Source organism: Coprobacillus cateniformis, assembly GCF_009767585.1.
GTDB classification, from domain to species: Bacteria; Bacillota_I; Bacilli_A; order Erysipelotrichales; family Coprobacillaceae; genus Coprobacillus; species Coprobacillus cateniformis.
In genome coordinates this window covers 2,245,040-2,267,039 of the sequence record NZ_WSNW01000001.1, presented here as the reverse complement: position 1 = coordinate 2,267,039, position 22,000 = coordinate 2,245,040, and the positions used below count along the sequence as shown (strand labels likewise).

The 22,000-nt window shown below is 32.8% G+C and carries 15 protein-coding genes; all 15 read right to left on the bottom strand.

Features of this window, described 5'->3' with window-relative positions; all coding sequences use genetic code 11:
• Positions 1-8: 8 nt before the first annotated feature.
• Positions 9-1,046, bottom strand: coding sequence for a V0D/AC39 family V-type ATPase subunit (locus tag GQF29_RS11155; protein ID WP_017143915.1), 1,038 nt, complete (start codon positions 1,044-1,046; stop codon positions 9-11).
• Between the two features lie 15 nt (positions 1,047-1,061).
• Positions 1,062-1,373: a hypothetical protein gene (locus GQF29_RS11150; RefSeq protein ID WP_008787408.1), complete on the bottom strand. Its 312-nt coding sequence runs from the start codon at positions 1,371-1,373 to the stop codon at positions 1,062-1,064.
• A 247-nt stretch (positions 1,374-1,620) separates the two neighbouring features.
• Positions 1,621-2,082 carry a DUF2798 domain-containing protein gene (locus tag GQF29_RS11145; protein WP_008787407.1) on the bottom strand — a complete coding sequence of 154 codons (462 nt, stop codon included), beginning with the start codon at positions 2,080-2,082 and terminating at the stop codon, positions 1,621-1,623.
• A 153-nt stretch (positions 2,083-2,235) separates the two neighbouring features.
• Entirely contained in the window at positions 2,236-3,012 is a 777-nt protein-coding gene (locus tag GQF29_RS11140; protein WP_008787406.1) for a formate/nitrite transporter family protein, read from the bottom strand.
• A 512-nt stretch (positions 3,013-3,524) separates the two neighbouring features.
• On the bottom strand, positions 3,525-3,845 hold the full coding sequence (locus tag GQF29_RS11135; protein ID WP_008787405.1) for a hypothetical protein: 321 nt from the start codon (positions 3,843-3,845) through the stop codon (positions 3,525-3,527).
• A 438-nt stretch (positions 3,846-4,283) separates the two neighbouring features.
• Entirely contained in the window at positions 4,284-4,730 is a 447-nt protein-coding gene (locus tag GQF29_RS11130) for a hypothetical protein (RefSeq protein ID WP_008787404.1), read from the bottom strand.
• Positions 4,731-4,733: 3 nt separating this feature from the next.
• Entirely contained in the window at positions 4,734-6,590 is a 1,857-nt protein-coding gene (locus tag GQF29_RS18650) for an RHS repeat-associated core domain-containing protein (protein WP_336603417.1), read from the bottom strand.
• A 576-nt stretch (positions 6,591-7,166) separates the two neighbouring features.
• Positions 7,167-7,433 carry a DUF1871 family protein gene (locus GQF29_RS11115; protein ID WP_008787400.1) on the bottom strand — a complete coding sequence of 89 codons (267 nt, stop codon included), beginning with the start codon at positions 7,431-7,433 and terminating at the stop codon, positions 7,167-7,169.
• Between the two features lie 55 nt (positions 7,434-7,488).
• On the bottom strand, positions 7,489-7,776 hold the full coding sequence (locus GQF29_RS11110) for a hypothetical protein (protein ID WP_008787399.1): 288 nt from the start codon (positions 7,774-7,776) through the stop codon (positions 7,489-7,491).
• A gap of 826 nt (positions 7,777-8,602) precedes the next feature.
• Positions 8,603-8,893 (bottom strand): hypothetical protein, encoded by a 291-nt coding sequence (locus GQF29_RS11105; protein ID WP_008787397.1) that lies wholly within the window; start codon positions 8,891-8,893, stop codon positions 8,603-8,605.
• Positions 8,894-8,906: 13 nt separating this feature from the next.
• On the bottom strand, positions 8,907-18,392 hold the full coding sequence (locus GQF29_RS11100; protein WP_160340809.1) for a DUF6531 domain-containing protein: 9,486 nt from the start codon (positions 18,390-18,392) through the stop codon (positions 8,907-8,909).
• Entirely contained in the window at positions 18,382-19,011 is a 630-nt protein-coding gene (locus GQF29_RS11095) for a hypothetical protein (protein WP_008787392.1), read from the bottom strand. The genes GQF29_RS11100 and GQF29_RS11095 overlap by 11 nt, the downstream gene beginning before the upstream one ends.
• Positions 19,012-19,343: 332 nt before the next feature.
• A complete protein-coding gene (locus tag GQF29_RS11090; protein WP_008787391.1) occupies positions 19,344-19,997 on the bottom strand; it encodes a hypothetical protein in 654 nt (217 codons plus the stop codon).
• A 10-nt stretch (positions 19,998-20,007) separates the two neighbouring features.
• Complete coding sequence (locus GQF29_RS11085) at positions 20,008-20,892, bottom strand: class II fructose-bisphosphate aldolase (protein ID WP_008787390.1); 885 nt, start codon at positions 20,890-20,892, stop codon at positions 20,008-20,010.
• 48 nt (positions 20,893-20,940) lie between these two features.
• Entirely contained in the window at positions 20,941-21,999 is a 1,059-nt protein-coding gene (locus tag GQF29_RS11080) for a PTS fructose transporter subunit IIC (RefSeq protein ID WP_008787389.1), read from the bottom strand.
• Position 22,000: the final 1 nt, after the last annotated feature.

Sequence of the window (22,000 nt, the reverse complement as noted above, 5' to 3'; positions counted from 1 at the left end):
AAATCCCCCTAGTAGATTAACATCGATTCAATTTGACTCGGTGTCTCTCCATATCTTAAACCTTCAATTATATGCTTAAGATTATCTATTTCTACTTGATATACAATCTTATACGTCATATAAACCAATGCACTATCAGTTGAAAAACGCATAAAACGTTTAGCCAAATGATAATTAATCTTCTCTGTATAATATTCAATGTAAACAAATTCATTATCATCTACAAATAATTTATACGGTGATTCAGCAAGTTTTTTTAAGAATTCACTTGCATCTTTTGTTTCAATCAATTCACTCATAACACTTCTTGGAATACGACTATATTCTAAGAAAAGAGTTTCTTTGATTTGTTCTGGAGTTGCATTGAAATATTTCTTTAAACGATATATTTTTGTAATATTCTGTAACTCTATAGAGGTATTGATCATTGTTAATAAATCTTTACGTTTTTTTCCTTTAAATAATTTATTGACTGTATCAACATACTCTTTATAATAAATATGTTTTAATTCTAATTCTAATAAGTTAGAATCCAATGGTTTATCATCATCTGGTTTATATTTTAAGAATGCATCATAATACTTTGTTCCTCTTAAGAGCACCAACAAACTATCATAATCATTCACCGCTAATAATCCATACAAATCAAAACTTGCATACTTATTCAAATAATCAGGAACTTCAATTTCATATCCTGTGTAGTAATCAGAGACAATTAATCTTGCTTTTGTCAAAATTAATTGAATTTCTAATTCAGTTACACCTAATCGATAGAATTCTAATTCCTTTTTAGAAGCATATCTCATTAATCGGTTTAACCTTAAAAATATTTCTTTATTTAATAAATTTTCTAACTGCCCACGATGAATATTGATTTCTTTTATATCAGATAAGATATCACTATAAGCAGTTTCACTTTTTAGATAAGCGACTAAATCATTAATACTTCTTCTTTTTAGTAGTTCTTCATAATTTTGCTCAGTTAATCTATGTGAATACATAGACCTTGCTTTTGCAAGAATGGCATTTGATGAAAAAGAACTCATACGATCACCTCTTCTCTAAATTTCTTTACAACGATTAACAAGCGTAGAAACCCATTTCTCTTTGTTCTGCTCGTAAAGACTTGAGAGTTGACTCAGTGATTCTGTGTACTCTTGTTCATTTTTGACCTTAGTTTCTTGAATTTGTGCCTCTAACTCTTTTTTATGAGCATCAACTTTTACCTGATATTCTTTGACAAAAGAGTCATAGATTTCTTTTTTCTTTGCACTCATATTGGATTGAACATCTAATTTCTTTTTCTTAGCTTCTTCAACCTTTGTAGAGCACTCTAAATCGACTGCAACAATATCCTGAATAATCTTGTCCAAAATAATCCCTCCTCACTTTATCTTTTAGTTCCTCACCTAGTTTACTCCTATTTTTTTGACATTTCAAGAAAAATAGTTTATTTGAAAAAAGATTGAATCATGCGCAACTTTTCACAAATTCAAACTTTATTCAATAATTTTAACTAATTCATTCTAACTGGTTATTTTATCTTGTATTTATCAATAAAAATCATCTATTCATCAAACTTGAACAATTTGTTTTTTTGTTCACATTAGACTTTTATTTTTATTCATTTACAAAGATTTGTCTAAAGATTTTTCTAATTAACGGACCAGCAAAAAAGATTTGCCATCCTAATGCCATAGGAAAATTTATGACTGTTGTTTGTAGCCACACTGCTATGAAATGTATTCCAGCATTCTTAAATAAAAATGTGGCTATAAAACTCATCATAGGACACATGAGACAGACAATCATTGAACAAAGTATAATTGTTATATGGAATAAATGATCTGCTTGTGAATCAACCAATCTAAACGTTAAACTCTGTGCAATTTTCTCTACAACAAATAATTCTAAAATAATAGCTATTGGCCACATCACAATCATTTCCTGAAAAGCCATTATGAAGACTTGATTTGTCATCCCTCCTGTAGCAATTGCGATATTATAGCAAATCATGGCATAAACCATTAAAAAAGCCATCATCGATGTAAATATAAAATTCTGTAATTTTGTCTTAGGCATATTGTACCCTCCTTTATTTTAGGCACAAAAAAACATGTGTGTTGTTCATAACCATGTGACACACATGTACCGTTTCCAATTATACCAATATCATATTTTTTTTGTAACATAAAGTATATTATCATATTTTTAAATTATATGTAAGAACTTTTCTTATTTTTTTATTTCTGACTGAGGTGCTTTAAACATGATATATATAGGAACAGCCAATAAAACACTTCCACCTAATATATTCCCTAAGGTCGATAATAACATATGTAATGGTAATGTTAACCAATTCACTGTATTTCCTAATTGAGTTAGTCCCATTGTAAAAATTCCACCATTAGCAATACAGTGTTCAAAACCTGGTAATACAAATGCCATGACAAACACCATAATCACAATTAAACGTGCTGTTTCATCTTTGATTTTAACACCTGAATAAGCTGCAATACAGACTATAAAATTACATAAGATCCCTTTAATCAATAATTCCATAACATCAAACTGAAGTTTAGATTCCATAACCCCTTGTAAATAAGGAATCATGATTGCTTCCTGTGCTCCACTTTTGATATATAAGAAACAAACCAAAGCAATTCCTACCATATTCCCAATATAGCAGACAATCCACATTGGAAGAATCTGATGAAACTTTAATTCTCCTTTTAAAACTGGCATAATGCTCACAAAACAATTTCCAGTAAAAAGTTCTGCACCTAAATAAACAATTGCTACCAAACCAATTCCAAATGTCCCTGCAACAGCAATCTTCCCAACAACTGTATGATCATTAAGTAAAGCACCTAAAGTATAAGATAAGATTGCTGCAACACCTAAATAAGCACCTGCCATAAATGATCTCACAAAGAAACGTAATGGATCAGTTTTCATTATATTATATTTAATATGTCCCAATTTACATAATACATCAATATCGCTAAACATAGTATCCCCCTTAAAACCAATGTTATTATATAGGATAGAGTATAAAAAGGCAAAGTATTTCTAATTATATTAAAGGTATTTTGTAAAATTGCGAATTTAATTGATTTCTTAAAACTCAAACTTATTCATATATAAATTTTCTTTGATCATAAGAATAACTTTATATATGTTCTCAATCTTGTTGGCAGTAACAAAACACTAAAAAGAGATATATGGAAAGATAATTCGGAATAAATTCGCGCTTATATTGAAAAACAAAGATAGAAGATATAGTTCAAATCTCTCCTCGTTCTTAATTTTTAATATATATTCTATAGATACACCATTCTGGAATTATAATATTCTTGAGTTTCACATCTTCTTTAATTATTAACTATTAATAGTTTTCCTCTTTGATATAAATTCGTTTTTGAATCATTTTCGCTTTATCTGTTCAACAGTGAAATACGGTATTTCATTCTTATCATCAATCGCTATATCAAGCCTTGTAAGATGAAATCGGTCTTTACCCACTATTTGTATACAAGTATCAAAGAAATCACTATAGGTGCTTTTGTAGTCTGTAACAAACTATAATAATCATATCCTTGTACACTCAAGACCAAATGGCATTCAACTTTATTTGTACCATCATTTAATTGCCTATCTCCATACACCTTGATTGTACCAAACTGATATAGACGTGTATAATCTTTATGTTTAACTTTAGCTTTCTGTATTAGGTAGTATTCTAATAGCAATCCTAATACCCTGCGTATCAGTACCTCCGCTTTCATGTTTTCAAAGATCATGCTTAGATAATCAATCTTAATGCTCAACTCTCTTTTCAACATATAGATGTATCCTCCCTGTTTTTTCAACCTTATTTACTCATAGCGATTCCATTTGCTACATATCATCAGAAACTTTTTCCTGTTTCTATTATTAGTACAAATGTACATATGAATTTGGCAAAATTTACAAAACTTTTTATCTCCCTCACTATATATCTCGTCATCAGGAGCTAATTTATCGCATTTTCAAGAAAATCTCTTACATTTTGTTATTTTAACTATTTCTACAACAAAAAACTTTGCGGCCATAAATCGGCTGCAAAGCATTATGTAGAGCCTGTTTTCTGCTCTTTGGTCTGTATTGTGTAGGGTGGTGCTAGTAATGCGCCATATAAAGATTGTCGCTAACACTCCAATCCAAGCCATTTCCCATGCTTACACTTTGTTCGCTAGTCGTAGCTTGATTAAATTTTCTATAAATCGATCTAAATAATTCAACTATTGAAAGTTTGGCTTAATCCATAAAGATTTTAAGTTATTATTATCTATAACTACAAAAATATCTGATGCAAACATAATGGATACACCTTTAACATTTTTATCACCAATACATACCCATCCATTTTTATTATCGTAGTATGTTTTCCATTCATTAAATTCTTTTTCCCTATATGAGATACCTGAATCATAATCATTTTCCAATTCTACAATTCCGTTGATTGTTTGAGGAACTGACAATTTTTCATCTATCCAATTACAGAATGGATGTAATCCCCATACACTAACTAGTTGATTAGTTAGTGAATCTATACTTAATTGTAAATAACCAATAAGTATAGAAACATCCCCTCTTTTATTTGAAATAAAATCAAAAGAATTTTCATTTTTCCTGTAAATTACTTGTCCTTCATTTATTTCATTAGAATATTTATATGTAATTTTCATTTTTTACCTCCCATTGAATAAGAAATGTACTATTGTATTACTGTCCATATCAACTACTAACTCCCAAGTGCCAGTAATTCCTCTAAATGTTCCAGGAACATTCCATTTAAGACCATTATTTAATATTGTATCTTTAACTGGTGTTCCTCCATCAATAATACTTTGTATTGTTTGATTAGAATTGATGTATGGTCTTGTTAAATCTCCTGCCTCTTGAATAGTTATATATTCTCCATCTTTTCCAATAATCTGAACTTTATTTTTACTTACAGTATCATTTAAATGATTTTTTACCGTTTCTGACAATTTCAAATCTTCAACTCGAATATTTTTATTAAGAGATTCACCAGCTCCCTGATAGCCACTATTAGATGAAGAGGGAGGTGCATAGCCTGGACTTGTATTTCCTGATGAAGCATATCCTTTTGATGTACTGTTTCCTGTACTTCCATGTCCCCCTGAACTTGTTGTATTCCCTATATCTCCTACTGATGAATTACCTATGCTGCTATTTGCATGATTTGTACTTTCACCACCATTTGTACTACTAGGTCCTTTTATACTATCTTTCCCTGTTACCGTGCCTGCTCCTGTATATGGATTGTATGACTGATTTGCTGCTCCTGCTATTGTGGCTAGAAATTCAAGTAACTCTGCATGCTCCTGTATCTCTGCTCCCCATGGCACAAATGTTGTGTATAGCCAGTTTCCATATGCATGATACTGCTTGCTTCCGACATGATAGACTGCATCTTCCCATCTGCCTCCACTGTATGTCCCTGTATCTCTCCATATCTTGACTGGCTTATATTCCCTTGGATGAGACCAGATGTACTCCATCATATCTCTACTATGCTCATTCATATTTGTTACATACTGCTCTGTTAACTGTTTGGTTCCATATGAATAATTATAAATAGTATTAATCTTTGATGCAGTATTCACTCTTACACCTGGAAAGTTACAGGCCTGTGTTCTCACATAATTTAATAGTTCTATTGCCTTTGATATATACGTCTTATGGATAGTACTTGCACAACTATATCCTACGCTTGATTGTACAGCAGATTCATTCACATTTCCAGCATGTTTTATGGTTTCGCATATGATTTTATATTTTCCTACCAGTACAATTTCTGAGTCTTCTGATCTTATTATTCTTTTTAGTGAATAATTGATTGATATATAATCAAGATCCATTGTGTCACAATAAGCTTTGACTGCTTCATTCAAAAGACTCTTATCCATACTGTTATACTTTCTATATGCTTCATCTATTCCATGATTTTTGGCATATTCAACAAATGACTCTTTCTGTTTCTTCTGCTCTGCTGCCTTCTTTTTTGCAGATTCTTGTTTTTTCTTTTCTTGATCAACCTTATCTGCGACTTTCCTTATAGTGTTGCTTGATCTACTGATAATTGAATTGACAACATTCTTTACGACTTTGACTGCCTGCTGAATGATTTTCTTGTTTACAAAGTCTGCTGCCTTCTTAACTGTATTGACAATCGCCTTTGTAACAGTTTTAGCTCCATTATAGATTGTACTGATAGCCTTCTTTGCCCCATTATATATATCCGACACTACTTTTTGTATTCCATCCCATAAATCGCCCAGCCACGAATGTCCACTGGGATCCTTATACATAGATGGATTGTTCAATGCATAGATATACTGATTGTATTCACTTGCATTTCTCTCTCCCAGATAGTTATCTCTTGACAGGAAGCGTCCATTTGCTGTCTCATAGTATCTTGCTCTAAGATACTGGTAGTTGTACTCCGTATTCTCTCCTCTATAGGCATAGCTGTCATTGATATTCTCTAGACTTTTTCCAAAGTCATCATACGTAAAGATATGCTTATCCAGTCCATCATCACTGATGACACTTCCTTGTCTTTCAACTCCCTATCTTCATACTTATTGATTGTACCAAATAGCTAAAGACGAGTGTAATTCTTATGATTAACTTTAGTCAAGAAATACTCCAATGGCAATCCTAACAATCTACGTATTAACTCATCATCTTTGAGGATATCTAATACGACACTTAGATAATCAATCTTGATACTTAATTCTTTCTTTGATATGTTTATGTCCTCCTTGTCTTCCACACAGTAACTGCCCACAGAGAAGTGATTTGTTGCATATTTATAAAAATTTATCATATTATTTTAAATCATAAGATTCTACAACAAAGAACTTTGCAGTCGTAAATCAACTGCAAAGCCTTATGTAGAGACTATTTCCTGCTCTTTGGTCTGTATGTGTAGGGCGGTGTTACTAATGCGCCCTATAAGGATTGTCACTACGCTCCAATCCAAGCCACCTCCCTTGCTTACACTTCGTACGCTAGGAGTGGCTTGAAGCTTCAACTTCTTACCAGAGCTTCACAAAAAAGGAGCTTATAAAGCTCCGATTCTTAAACTAATATCAATTTATCGACTGCAAAATACTATCAGCTACAATCATACAATCTTCTATAGTATTTAAAAATACATCTTCACCAAACGTCTTTTTGAAGACATTGTAAATGATTTCTGATAAATATTGATGTTCAATATTTACTTTGTCTTCAATAACACTATATATTTTATTTATTTCATAATCGTATTCATCAGGCGGAGCAAATGGTAATAAATCAATAGGGTCCCATTCATCTATGATTTTCTTTATGCGTTCTTTTTTTATATTATTCATGCCTTTTACTTATCCTTCCTTTAAAAAATATTTAACGATGTAATCTTGAAAATGATTATTTACCTTTACCAAACAATTTATCTACGATCTCTAGCATATTAGCATCAAAATTTGCGCTTGACCAAGTTGTCACTAATTTCCCATTTGAAGTAACAACAGCAACACCATCACGAGAAACAAAAGCATATTTACCATTTCCTTGAGATAATGCTTTACCATTTGCTACATAGCTATCTACCATTTCTTGATTAATCCCACGTTTAACCATTGAGTCATTCGTAGCATGGTCAGCATATTGCTCCCAATCTACTTTTAAACTTGGCTTTTCTACATAAGTACCCATTTTACCAAAATCATCACCAAATTCAGCTCCACTAGCTCCCTGCGGGCTGGGTTTGACTACTTATTTTTTAAGTGGTCAAATACTGGATATGTCCTTATTTTACCACGTTTTCTTTGCTTTTTCATCTTCTCTTATGCACTTGCTTTACTTTCTTCTCTTTTGGTAGGTATTTGATAGGCTGTTTTCCTCTTCATCATACTGTAAATGATGTTCACTAATCTTCTCATGATACATAATAATGCTTGTATCTTTGTCTTTCCCTCTGCTATTTTGCATTCAAAATAAGCTCGCATAATTGGGTTGCGTGCTTCGCCTTTGGTATTTACCTGTATTTGTTGCATAGTTTAGAAAAGTTTTCTATTCTCTTCACAATGAAACACAAATGCAAATGTGAATTTGTCTACCATTTTAGAAAACATTTTATCTTTTCTACTATTATTACAAATGAAAGGTAACGAATTGGCAAGATTCTTAAAATTACTTACACTATTACTACTGTTGCAAAGACCTTAATTCCGTAAAATGAGCAAAACTTCATTAAACATTTATATTTACTCCTATTTTTTGGCATAAAACTGTGCAGTAAAAAAACAGGATTTAAGCCATTAAAATAACCTATTTCCTGTTTCTTGGTGTGTATGTGTAGGGCGGTGTTACTTGTCGCCCACACAAGGATTGTCAATAACGCTTCAATCCTCAAGCCCTTCCCTCTGCTTACACTTCGTACACAGAGAGGACTTGATTGAGTTGCAAATTCAACCTGTTAATTTTTGACAAAGAAAAAGAGCACTCTCACTATGAATACTCTTTCTCTGATGTATATTATTTAATTTTTAATTTCTCTAACAATAATACCTTTTTTAGTGGCGCAATCATTTATTTCTTTTATTAAATTATTTCTATAGATTGCTATTGCAGCATGTATCTCTCTTTCTCCATCCCCACCTTCATATTCGGGAAAAATAATATAATTGGTTTGGTCCATTTTTTTAATAATGAATTCATTCCCCTCAAATTCTCCATTTCTGATATGAAATGATGTGATGAACAAAATAATATCATCATATAACTCTTGCGTGTTAATTTCTGATTGTAAAAATCTTTCTAAAACGTTCATGATATTTTCCTTTCTATTTAACAGGAAATGCACTTAGCATACCTCCATCTTCTGATAAAACAATCTTAATTAGCGTTTCACCCTTAGTTCCAATAACTTTCCCTACATCAATAATAATTTCATAACTTTGAGACCCAAGCTTTGTTATGCCATTGTCTGCTATGGTTTTAATTGTTCCATTCTTTAACCCTTCTCTTAATATTACTTCTGCCTCTGCCTTGGAACCTCCTAGAAATTTAGTTCCATTACCACCACTAGTTGATAGATGTTTTGGCTTTACATAAGCATCATCAAGATTAAACCTTTTTAAGACATCTTTTCCTTTATTAAATATTGAATTAGCTCCACTAACTCCCTGATAGCCACCATTAGATGAAGAGGGAGGTGCATAGCCTGGACTTGTATTTCCTGATGAAGCATATCCTTTTGATGTACTGTTTCCTGTACTTCCATGTCCCCCTGAACTTGTTGTATTCCCTATATCTCCTACTGATGAATTACCTATGCTGCTATTTGCATGATTTGTACTTTCACCACCATTTGTACTACTAGGTCCTTTTATACTATCTTTCCCTGTTACCGTGCCTGCTCCTGTATATGGATTGTATGACTGATTTGCTGCTCCTGCTATTGTGGCTAGAAATTCAAGTAACTCTGCATGCTCCTGTATCTCTGCTCCCCATGGCACAAATGTTGTGTATAGCCAGTTTCCATATGCATGATACTGCTTGCTTCCGACATGATAGACTGCATCTTCCCATCTGCCTCCACTATATGTCCCTGTTCCTACCCATACTCTTACTGCCTTATACTCTTCTGGACTTGTCCAGATATGTCTTATCATATCATTACAGTGACTATTCATGCTTGATGCATATTCGTTTGTCAGCTCTTTTGTCCCATATGGATAATTGTATATTGTATTAATCTTTGCTGAGACATTTATATTACTCCCTGGAAAGTTACAGGCCTGTGCTCTTGTATCCGAAAGCACTTCAATAGCCTTTCCTAGATAGACTTTATGCATGCTTGACTCGCTGCTATATCCTACACTTGATTGTACAGCAGATTCATTCACATTTCCAGCATGTTTTATGGTTTCACAGATTGTTGTATATTTTGATAAAAGTGATAATCCCTTCTCTACTTTTGATATGCTCTTTAATGCATCCTTCACTGATGTATATTCTAGGCCTAATGTATCACAATAGGCTTTTACTGCCTCCTCCAGCAGTGAACCATCCATATTCTTAAACTTCCTGTAGGCTTCATCTATTCCATGCTGTTTTGCATACTCAATAAAGCTGTTTTTCTGCTGTTGCTGCTGTTTCTTCTTGTCTACTGCTGCTGCAGCCTTCTTTACATTGCGAGTGACCTCATCAACTATCTTCTTGGTTTTCTTGGCTGCCTTATTGACTTCCTTTTTAACGACATTGGTTGCACCTTTCATGCCTGTTATCTTGCCCATCCAGTCTAGACCCTTGCTCAGTAGCTCTGCTCCCTTATCTATATGATCCTGTGCCAGCTTCTTTGTACTTGATATCATGATATCTGCAATTGCTGATATACTGAAGTGTCCACTGGGATCCTTATACATGGATGGATTGTTCAATGCATAGATATACTGATTGTATTCACTTGCATTTCTCTCTCCCAGATAGTCATCTCTTGACAGGAAGCGTCCATTTGCTGTCTCATAGTATCTTGCTCTAAGATACTGGTAGTTGTACTCTGTATTCTCTCCTCTATAGGCATAGCTATCATTGATATTCTCTAGACTTTTTCCAAAGTCATCATATGTAAAGATATGCTTATCCAGTCCATCATCACTTATAACATTTCCTTTTCCATCATAGATATAATTCATTGAAAGATCATCAATGGTCATTGAAATTCTATTGTTTCCATACGTGTATGTTTCGACCTGTTTGTTCTGCTGAAGTTCCAGAACCTGTGTATGCTCATATGTGATATCATTGACATAGAATGTTTTTACATCTATTCCTTCACTTGTCAGCCATGTTGATGTCTGGTTTGGCAGTTCGTGACTAAATGCATCCTGATATTCAGCTTTCTTTCTATCAAGAACTTCATCTAGTTCTTCATATGATGTAATCATTTTGTCAAGATCAGGTATTTTGACATCTGTCTTAAGATAATTGATGAAGTCCTTTGAATCTATTGGGGCCTTTTCTTCTTTGGAAATTCTGTTTCCTAATGCATCATATCCATAACGAATCTTCTTGCCGTTTGTACTCTTCATAAGGACAAGTTCATTGAAATCATTATAGAACATTTTTTCCTTATGACCATCTTCATAAATCTTTTCTATAACATTTCCCTGTTTATCATGTCTGTAGATGGCTTTACCATCTTCCATAAGTTCATCATTAGCGTTATAACTACTGTGCTTGATGGTCTTTTCACCATTCACTGTTTCCTCATAAAGAATTCGGTTCCCTGATTCATCATAGGTATAACTGGATACCCTGATATCATCGCCAGCTGCTATCCGACTTGTTATGAGCTGACCTGCTTTATCATATGCCATTTCTTTAGTTTGTTTCTGACCATTGATATTTGATATCTCTTTTCGAGTATTTCCTAACGAATCGTACTCATACTGATAAGAGATTTGCTTATCCTTGAGATTTGTTTTACTTTCTATAATCTGACCAATCTCATTATAAGTCGTTTCTTTCTTCTGTAGTAATGATTCTTCTAGAATCTCTCTTCCTAAAGCATCATATGTATAATGTGTTGTCTGTTTTCCATCCTTAACTTCAATAACATGATCTAAGTCATCATATTTGTAGGAAACCTTTTGTCCACTTGGATAATAAACTTTAAACTGTCTGCCATATCCATCATAAGTATACTGAACACTTTGGTCATTTGGATCTGTGACTTCTATGATATCTCCATACTGATTATACTTAAAAGTTGATGCTTCTTTTTGAGTGTTTCTGTAGGCTCGTATTAATTGACCATATTTATCATATTGATACTCATTCTCTATTGTATCACAATAAAGTCTTTTTAACTGATTGGTTGGCGTATACTCATAATGAATGGCGGTTCCATTTTTATCTGTATAGGATTTTATATTTCCTCTGATATCATAAGTATAGAATTCTGTATTTTGCTTAGCATCCTTTTGCTCAGTTAGCTGATTCATATTGTCATACTTAAACTGATATTTATCCTGCTTGTTGACAGCTATCTTGATCATATTCCCCGATATATCAAACTGATACTGAATAATCTTTTGATCTTCGGTTTGAATACTTTCAACCTGACCCATATGATTATAATGATAAAGTCTTTCCTCACCAGCTTCATTAATTTCCTTTGTTTTCTGACCTAATTCATCATAGCCATATTCCTTGACCTGATTTTTAGCATTGGTTACTGTTAATACATGACCAGTAGCGTCATAAGTATATCTTGTTTCTTGTCCTAATGCATTGATCTCCTTAATGAGCTGATTTCTCTCATCAAACTCATAACTTGTTTCATAACCTAATGCATCAATATCTTTAATCACATTCCCTAAGCAATCATAAACCTGCTGTGTCACTTTTTCATTGACCCTTGTTTCAGTCACACGATCTAATTCATCATATGTATAGGTAGTGATATTCCCTCTCACATCTGTCTGCCGAGTCATGCGATTCATAACATCATATTCTATGTAGGAACTGTTACCTCTGATATCAACTTCCTCCTGTACACGTCCCAATGCATCATAAATTGTTTTTGAAGTCTGCTGTGCTCTATTGGTTGCTGAAATCTGTTGACCATACTGATTATATTCATATGTCAGTAGTACCCCATCATTATCATTCCATTGAACAACATCATCGTATGCATTATAAATATATTCCTTGAAATATCCATTAGGGGATGTTTCTTTTGTTTTTCTGCCATATTTATCGTATTCATATTGATAACGATTCGCCTGAACATCTAAACTTTCTATAAGTTGACCCTTTTCATCATAGATGTTTGCTGTTGAGGAACCATTTGGATAAACTGTGCGAGATAATAGATCCTGATCATTATACTCATATGTTGTCTGATTCCCTTTTGCATCTATAACCGCAACTTCCTGATCTAAATCATTATATTCTACTTTTTGCTGATAACCTAATTCGTTTGTAGATTCTATAACTCTCCCGACTTGATCATAAGCATTGAGTGTAAAGGTTAAATCTGGATTGATTTGTTTGAATGGTCTATTGAGAGCATCATATTCAAATGATGTTTTCTGATTCTTTTCATTAATAGTTGCAATAAGGTTGTTATTGGCATCATAGATATTCTTGGTTTTATATCCTAATGCATTTTTTGTTTCAATGACATTTCCTTTGGCATCATATTGGTATGATTTTGTTCTTCCTAGATGATCTGTTTCACTTTCTAATAAACCTATTTGATTATACTGATATATTGTGGTTATTTTATCAGTTGTCTTTGTCAGAACATTTCCAACCTGATCATATGTTAAGATTGTTTTTATACCTCTTTCATCTGTTTGAGAAATAACCTGACCTAGAACATTGAATTGACTTGTTGTTTCATTCCCTCTTATATCAGTTGTTTTGATAAGATAGCCATACTGATTATATTCATAGATTATTTTCTGATCTTTTTCATTTGTTTCAGTGATCGGCAGTCCTAAATCATTATAAGTCATTTCCTTGATATGACCATAATCATCTTCTGTCTTTATAACACGATCAAACTTATCATATGTATAACGTGTTTCCTTTCCATAAATATTAGTTGAAGAGATTAAGCGATGATAATCATCATAGACCTGTGTTGCACTTCTCCCCCTGACATCTTTTATTTCTATAACTTGACCAGCTTCATCATAAAATGTTTCAACACTTCTTCCTATAGAATCTGTTGTTTGAGATACATTTCCTAAAGGTGTATATGACGTTATACTCTCATTACAAAGAGGATCGGCTGTTTTTATAAGCTGGCCTTTTGCATTGTATGTATAAGTATAAACATTTCCTAAAGGATCTTTCATACTTGCCTTTTGATTTCTGGCTGTATATGTATATGTTGTTACATTTCCATTTTCGTCATATGATCGTATGACATTTCCATTCGCATCATATTCTGCGGATGTCTTATTTCCTAAACTGTCTGTTGTCGATAACAAATGATGATCACCATCATAAGTCATCGTATATATGTTCCCATTAGGCTGAGTTGTTTGAATTAGATTCCCACTTGGTGAGTAGAGATATGTTGTTGAATCACCTAATGCATTTGTCTCTTTGATTTTTCGTCCATAAATATCATAATCATAAGTTGTTTTTGCACCTTTGATTGTCTGAGATAATAACTGGTCATAGAAATATTCATATTCTTCTTTCATTCCATTTGTTTCTTTGAAACTGATATTTCCATATTGATCATATTGAAATGTTGTGATGATTCCATTTTCATTCTTTTCAGTTAATTGACCCTGATCATTATACTGATATGTATTGATTTTATCTAATCTCTGTTCTTTTATAATCTGTCCAAGTGAATTATATGTATGATAGGTACTTATTCCTTTTATATCCTGTGTTTCAATAAGCTGATTTTTATCATCATACTTATAGTATTCACTATATCCTTCTTCATTGGTATAGCTTGTCTTATTTTTTAAAGCATCATATGTATATGACTTTGTAAATCCTAATTCATCTGTTGTTTGAATGATATTTCCATTGACATCATATTCTGTCTTAACAGTTCCATAGGCATCTTTTTTCTCAATCAATCGAGATAATTCATCATATTTATAATAAATACCATGACCATTGCCATCTTCTTCATAGACAAGATTTCCATCACCATCATATGAATAATGCTTTGTACTTGTAGGTGATATTTCTTTAATTTTTTGTCCTCTTTGATCTCTAACAAACTCAGTCTTATAATTCTCCTGATCTGTCTGCGAATTGATCATTCCTAATGCATCATATGTATACTGGATTGTATAGCCATTTTGATCAGTTTCCTTAACCTTATTTCCCTTATCATAAGTATAAGTCTTTTCCAGTCCATGAATATCTCTTTCATAAATCATTTGTCCATCAGCATTATATCGATTGGCAGTATATGTTCCATCAGGGTTGATTGTCTTTGTGACATGACCATATGAATCATATTCATATTTTGTTGTCTTTCCATCAAAGTCAGTCTTTTGAATAATATTATTGCCACTGTATGTATAAGTCGACTTCTTCCCATCCGATCTCACTTCATTAACCAACTGTCCCTGATTATTATAGATAAACTGCGTCTTTTGACCATCCTCGACTGTACTTGTTAACTGATTATCCGAGTTATATGTATGACTTGAAACCTGTCCATCCTGATTCACTTTTTTCGTTGTTCTTTTTTCACTATCTAAATAGACATATTCACTTTTTCCATCATAGCCATTTATTTTTGTATAGCTACTGTTATACTGAAATGTCACTGTCTGATTTTTAGCATCTGTCTGTTTTATAACACGTCCTAATGAATCAAATTCATTTGTAAGGATAATATGATTACTTTCACGACTTGTGTAAGTCTTTAATAAACCTTTTCCCTGATAGGCATAATGAATCTTATAGCCTTTTTGATCAGTAAAACCAATCATATTTCCCTGACTATCATAATCATACTGTATTTTTGTATAGTTTGGTAATTGAATACTGACAAGATAATGATTCTCATTATATGTAAAAGTGAAGACTTTGCCTGAAGAACTTTTCATCTGTTTGACATTATAACTGCTGTCATAGGAATAGACCATCTTATGACCATATTCATCTAATATAACTTCCTGAATATAACCTTCATCATTAAAGCGATAGACTTTATGTGTTGAGACATCAGTAATAATATAATCATAGATAGGAACAACAACCTTCTCCTGAACTGGTGTTTCCTCCTGATCATAATAACCACTGTCTACATAATAAATCTTTTCATCAACTTTTTCCTGTTTCATTGTCATCTGATATCCATCAGGCGACTGATAAGAATTTCCATTTTTAAAGAAAGTTAATATTTTTCCAGTTCCATCACTAAACAAGGCAGCATTATTGGCAAATGAAAGCTGATAATTCCAATTCAGGTCCCAGTTATTTCCATAGACCCCACTTTTTTCTGCTAGAGAATTATAGCTTCTTTCAAAATAATACTTCTCTCCATATTCTACAAAATAGGCATCCTGATTATTGTAATAAAGATTACCAGTATTATAATTAACAGGTTCATAACCATATTCACAATGTAATCCTCTCCCCATCAAAGCCATATCTATTGCTTTTTTATCATTGACAGTTAGTGTTTGGGATGAATAAGCTTTATTTTGATTTTTGGTAGGATTTCTTAAGAATAATAAGTTTTCCTGAACAAGCAGACTGTCAAACATATGATTATCCAATCTCAACTGACTTGTATTTTTAATTCCATAGAAATCAATAATTCTTGATATTCTATCAAAACCTCCTACCTTGTATAACTGAAAAGTTTCTGAATTGGTCCAATTTTTTGTTGCCTGTACATTTCCATTCTTGTCATATGCAGTCACTTTATATTTGATCTGATACAAATGATTATTCTCCAGTGAACTGCTTAATAGACGCTCATTCATCTGATAGTTACTGACCTTACGATAATATTGCTGAGCATTAGCTATCTTGTCATAGAGTGGAAATATACGATAAGTTGATGCTGCATTTGTTGTTTGATTGTAAACGACTTTTTGATTGACAGTATCAACAACCTGGATTTGAACATCACTGTCTGGTCTTGATAGACCATCAAAGCCTAAAGCAGTAAAATGTAGTAAGCCCTGTCCATTAGATTGTGTAAATGGTCTCATCTGAAGTGTTGTATCATCTAATGATAGATTAGGATTAATTGGTCCATCCTGAACATGACTCACTGTCATATATGGCAAAACTTCCAAATCATTGGAACTGGCATGATTAAAAATAGCCTGTGCTTTGGTATCAGCTGAATCTCCTTCTAAGATCAGTCCATGAGCTGGATTTCCCTGATACCAGTCATCAATCGCATCCGTTATATTAAATGAAATAAACTGAACAGTTCCTGGTTTTCTTGTCACTGTTTTTGTATCCAGTCGAACTGGGCTATATTCCTGATTTCTGTCTTTGTATTTCTGAAAGTAGGACTCATATTTTGTCCATTTTAGATTATTGTAATTATCAAAAAGAGGCATTTTTTCATTTAATCTGCTCATTGATAATGTTGATTTGTTTTTGATTGTCGTTGCTAGACGCAGACTCATACTGGCACTTTCAATGCGTCGATGCTCACCAATATATTTATTTACCAGAGCATTAAAATCCACCTTAATCAGACCAACATTCTCAGGGCTTGGTGTTCCCTCATTGATGGAACCTTGTGGGTCTCTTCCCACCATTGCAAAATGAGCATAATTGGAATTCACTTCTGGAGCATAGGATTTATCTTTATATTTATCTCCTGAACGAACACCATAAAGTTTAATTAAACTATAATCAGGATTCGTTACTGTCTTAACAGAGACCTCCATGCTGTAAGGAGCAGTTGTTAATTGTTTCATTTTTTCTTGCGTTGGCGCTATGACCAGTTCTTTCTCATTCAACTGTAATTCTAAATCATATAAATCAATAACATTTCCATCAGCATCCTTTAAACAGCCTGCTGATATCACCTGCATTGGCTTATCTTCTTGATAGATATAAGCTGCTGTATGATCATCAGTTAATTGAACAGTATAATCCTCTGGCAAGTGAAGACTGTAGCTTTGTGTAAGACTATGCTGCTTATCACTAATAGCACTCTTTATTTTCATTCCTGTATTATAGGCTGTAATACCATAATCCTTCTGATCCTCAGCATTGTGGTAATAGGCGGTATTCTCTTTAATCTCACCCTGTGTCTCTTCTATATGATTAAGACTCAATTCTATATTATCAATAATAATATGACTATCCTGATTTAAGGTTTCAGGTATCTGATAATGATGATCTCCAGATTTATTCTGATAGACTGTATATGAGCTTCTTACTTTTGATTTAACAAAATCATTGTCATATTCCCTCAACTGATTATTCTTCTTATAATAAACGGGTTCATTATAGATAATTGTCTGTTCAATACCATCATAAGAAAGAGTTTTTGAATTCTCTGTCCGTTTTGAGATATCTTCTTTATACCCCTGTTCTTTCAAATCATCTTCAATATTCTCTTTTGCAGTCTCAAAGAATAAGCTTTCTCTTTGATTCGTATCTCCAATAGATACAGTTTCATTCACTTCATTTTGATTATTTGAAGAATTATTCAAAGATACATTTTGACCTGTGACAGTTGCATCATACAAACGTATAAAACCAGATGCATTGACCTGACTCATTCCTAATTGAATACATATAAAAACAATGAATATTTGAAATGAATAGTTCTTTATTCTATGCTTCACGTCTGATCACCTCTATCTGTTTGATATTTTCATGAATAATCTCCATGCTTTTTAAAACCTCATCATACTTTTCCTGATTGAGATTATCCTCTATCTTGATTAACTCATTACCTATCACATAATAGCATTCATTGCTTCCATAAAAATAATGATATTTAAAAATATGATTTTCTAAATTGTGATTTCCAGTTCCACTATACTTAACACTCTGAAATCTTTGGCACTCAAATATCAGGCTTCTTCCCAAATTCCCCAAATAGGTAGCATATCCCTCATGATAAAGTTTATGAGGATTCCCAATAATATAAATAGATAAAAGTTTTTTATACAGTTCATCTTTTTTCTGATCCAGCATATCATAATAGACATAGACATCCTCATATGTATAGAATACCTTTTCAACTGGTACAACTGTTTCATTAGTCTGTCCTATCTCTCTTGCATTTTGCTGAGAATTATCCCTTTCATAATAATCTTGATCTTCCCATTCGTTTTCAAATTCTTCTTTTGCCCAATAGATACTATCAGGATCATGATTCTTATTCCTGTTAATCCATATTATAAAAAAAAGACCCACACAGACAATGAGTATTCCAAATAATGTTTTCTTGTACTTCATAAATATCCCCCACATTCTTCATATTTGCTTACATTCACTTGCATTATCCCTCTGTAGCTCTCTTACAGTCAAAGACTTTTACTTAAACGCCCTTATTTTTCACTTAAACGTAAAAAAAGAGAACTATTTTGATAAAAAATTCTCTTTTACGACTTTTCATAAAACGATATCTCAATACAAATAATATCGCTTTTTTATCTTTATTATAGAAAGTAAAATATAATGAAAATATGGCCGGATTCACCTTAGAATTATCATTAATAAAGCTATTGACTAGTCATTGAATTAACTTACGGTCTATTAAGAACCATGAATTGAAATCATCTTTTTATTTAGAATATCTTTTTTGTAAAATGATAATATATTCTTTCTATATCTTCTTTTGAATATACATCTTTTGATTGAAGATGATATTCTTTGATTGTTTGAATCAACTGTTTTTTCTGTATAACAGAAATATCTTTAAGATATATATCTAATTGACTATGATCTGTAAACGCAAGAATATATCGCATAGGGATAACTGTATTATCAAGTAATAATTCAAAATGATACTGAAAATTTTTGAATTCAGATATAGGAAAAGGAAGGTTTTGAACGATTTTTTCTTTATTCTTATTTTCAGTTATCTTTTTTAGTGTACCTTGATGACATATATAGTGCGCTGATTCATTATGAATTTGAATGACATACAATCCAGTTGTTAGTAATATAAGAATATAAGGTTGAACAATATTTTCATATTTTGTTTTGGTTATTTGATACATGATTCTATGTGAGCCTAATTCCCTTTCAAGCCAATAACTCTGTGACATCCTTTTTAGACTTTTTTTACGAGTTATATACTCAAACAATCCTGAATAAATTTCTGTATAGAAACTCGCTTTAAAAATATAATAATTACGAATAGTTTTTATCACCATCGCAATGCTAAACATGCAAAAGAACCCTATTAAAACCACAAACAAAGTCCGATTGTCATTCATCATAATCCTCCTAGTCTAATTCAGGACCAATATGTTTGTCAAAAATATATTGTTGGCTTGACCCAATAAAACGCATATAAGCTTTAATAAAGTCTTTCATAGCATCTTCAACTGCCATATTTAATTCCATATATTCTATATCTGGTTCATCTGCTAATGTTTTTATGAGAGCTTCTTTGGCATGTTTCATAAGATCAGTACAGACATTAATTTTATTGATACCACATGCAACTGCTTTTTGAATGTTCTCTTCACCAGCACCAGAACCACCATGTAAAACAAGTGGCATATTTAAAGCATGTTTTAATTGTGTTAATCTTTCAAAATCAAGTTGAGGAATCATCCCCTTTGGATAAGCTCCATGGGCAGTTCCTATTGCGACTGCCAGACAATCACACCCTGTTCTTTCAACAAATTCTTTAGCTTGCATAACATGAGTATAATAATCAATATTTTGACCATCAGCATTGGCTGCTAATCCAACATGACCAAGTTCTGCTTCACATGATTTACCAAGACTATGAGCAAGCGTTGAAACCATTGATGTTCTTCTTATATTTTCTTCAAAGTCATAAGATGAAGCATCAATCATCACACTTGAAAAGCCCCATTTGAGAGCCTGAGCAATATCTTCAAAATTTGCTCCATGATCTAAGTTAAAAGCAACTGGTACACTTGCTTGCTTGGCTAACGCTTGAATCATAGGAACCATGATATAACCATAACCATGTGCTTTAAGTTGTCTTGGCGAAATATTAATAATGACAGGTGAAGATTCTTCTTCAGCACTTTCAATAATAGCTTTGGCTTGTTCCATATTCACACAATTGATAGCCATCACAGCATAATGATGTTGATGAGCATGCCAAAGCATGTCTTTCATTGATACATACATATATCTAACCTCCATATTTTAAGAAGGGATGTCCAGCATCCCTCTCTTCTAGTTTGTTTCCACTGGTAATGGCTTTTTCCATAATGCATAGATGACACCTGTAATACAACTTCCTAAGAACCATAATCCTATAAATAATAATGGATGAGATGTCATAGGAATAACGAAGATTCCACCATGAACAGCAGGTGAAGCAAGTGACGTCACCATACATAATCCACCAGTAATACCACCACCAATCATACAAGAAACCACTACTCTTATTGGAGCTTTAATCAAGAAAGGAATAACTGCTTCCTCAATATAAACACAAGATAGCATCATTGCTGATTTGGCGTTTTCTCTATCAACAGCATCAAATTTCTTTTTTCCACCTAAGAATGTTGCAATCGCAATACCTAAAGGGGCTGTCATACCTGAACACATTTTTGCTGAAGTTGGAATAAACAAACCATCAGCATTCAAGCCATTGGTAACCATGGCTGCTGCCTTACTGACTGGTCCACCCATATCTACACACATCATCGCTCCAACAGCTGCTCCAAACACAAATTTGGACCCTGTATTTAAACTTAACAACCAATTTTGCATCGCTTGCATACACCACGCAATTGGATTTCCAACAACGTAATACATCATCAATCCACAAACAAGTGTTGTGACAGTTGGAATGACTAAAATCGGCATAACCCCCTGTAAGTTCTTTGGAATTGATATCTTCTTCATCCATAAAACACAGTATCCTACCATCATTCCACCAACAAGCCCGCCAACAAATCCAGCATTTATTGTATTCGCCAATGTTCCCATAGCGAGACCAGGAGCAATCCCTGGCTTATCAGCCAAAGCATATGCTGTAAAAGCAGCCACAGCTGGCACTGTAAAATTCCATAAACTTGTACCAATTAACATAATAACTTTAGCAAGTGTATCAACCTGATTCATATGACTCGCAATATCATATCCACCCATCATTTTAGCAATGGCTTGTAAAACGCCACCGCCAACGATAACAGGAATCATATAAGATATTCCAGTCATAATTGAATCTTTTAAAATTGCACTCTGACTTTTCTTTTGAGCATTCTTTCTTTTAATTTCAGCCATA

Coding starts and splice junctions, on each gene's coding strand:
- GQF29_RS11130 (WP_008787404.1), bottom strand. CDS start 4,730: ATGAAAATTACATATAAATATTCTAATGAAATAAATGAAGGACAAGTA.
- GQF29_RS11140 (WP_008787406.1), bottom strand. CDS start 3,012: ATGTTTAGCGATATTGATGTATTATGTAAATTGGGACATATTAAATAT.
- GQF29_RS11110 (WP_008787399.1), bottom strand. CDS start 7,776: ATGGGTACTTATGTAGAAAAGCCAAGTTTAAAAGTAGATTGGGAGCAA.
- GQF29_RS11085 (WP_008787390.1), bottom strand. CDS start 20,892: ATGTATGTATCAATGAAAGACATGCTTTGGCATGCTCATCAACATCAT.
- GQF29_RS11095 (WP_008787392.1), bottom strand. CDS start 19,011: ATGAAGTACAAGAAAACATTATTTGGAATACTCATTGTCTGTGTGGGT.
- GQF29_RS11115 (WP_008787400.1), bottom strand. CDS start 7,433: ATGAATAATATAAAAAAAGAACGCATAAAGAAAATCATAGATGAATGG.
- GQF29_RS11090 (WP_008787391.1), bottom strand. CDS start 19,997: ATGAATGACAATCGGACTTTGTTTGTGGTTTTAATAGGGTTCTTTTGC.
- GQF29_RS11080 (WP_008787389.1), bottom strand. CDS start 21,999: ATGGCTGAAATTAAAAGAAAGAATGCTCAAAAGAAAAGTCAGAGTGCA.
- GQF29_RS11145 (WP_008787407.1), bottom strand. CDS start 2,082: ATGCCTAAGACAAAATTACAGAATTTTATATTTACATCGATGATGGCT.
- GQF29_RS11155 (WP_017143915.1), bottom strand. CDS start 1,046: ATGAGTTCTTTTTCATCAAATGCCATTCTTGCAAAAGCAAGGTCTATG.
- GQF29_RS11105 (WP_008787397.1), bottom strand. CDS start 8,893: ATGAACGTTTTAGAAAGATTTTTACAATCAGAAATTAACACGCAAGAG.
- GQF29_RS11135 (WP_008787405.1), bottom strand. CDS start 3,845: ATGTTGAAAAGAGAGTTGAGCATTAAGATTGATTATCTAAGCATGATC.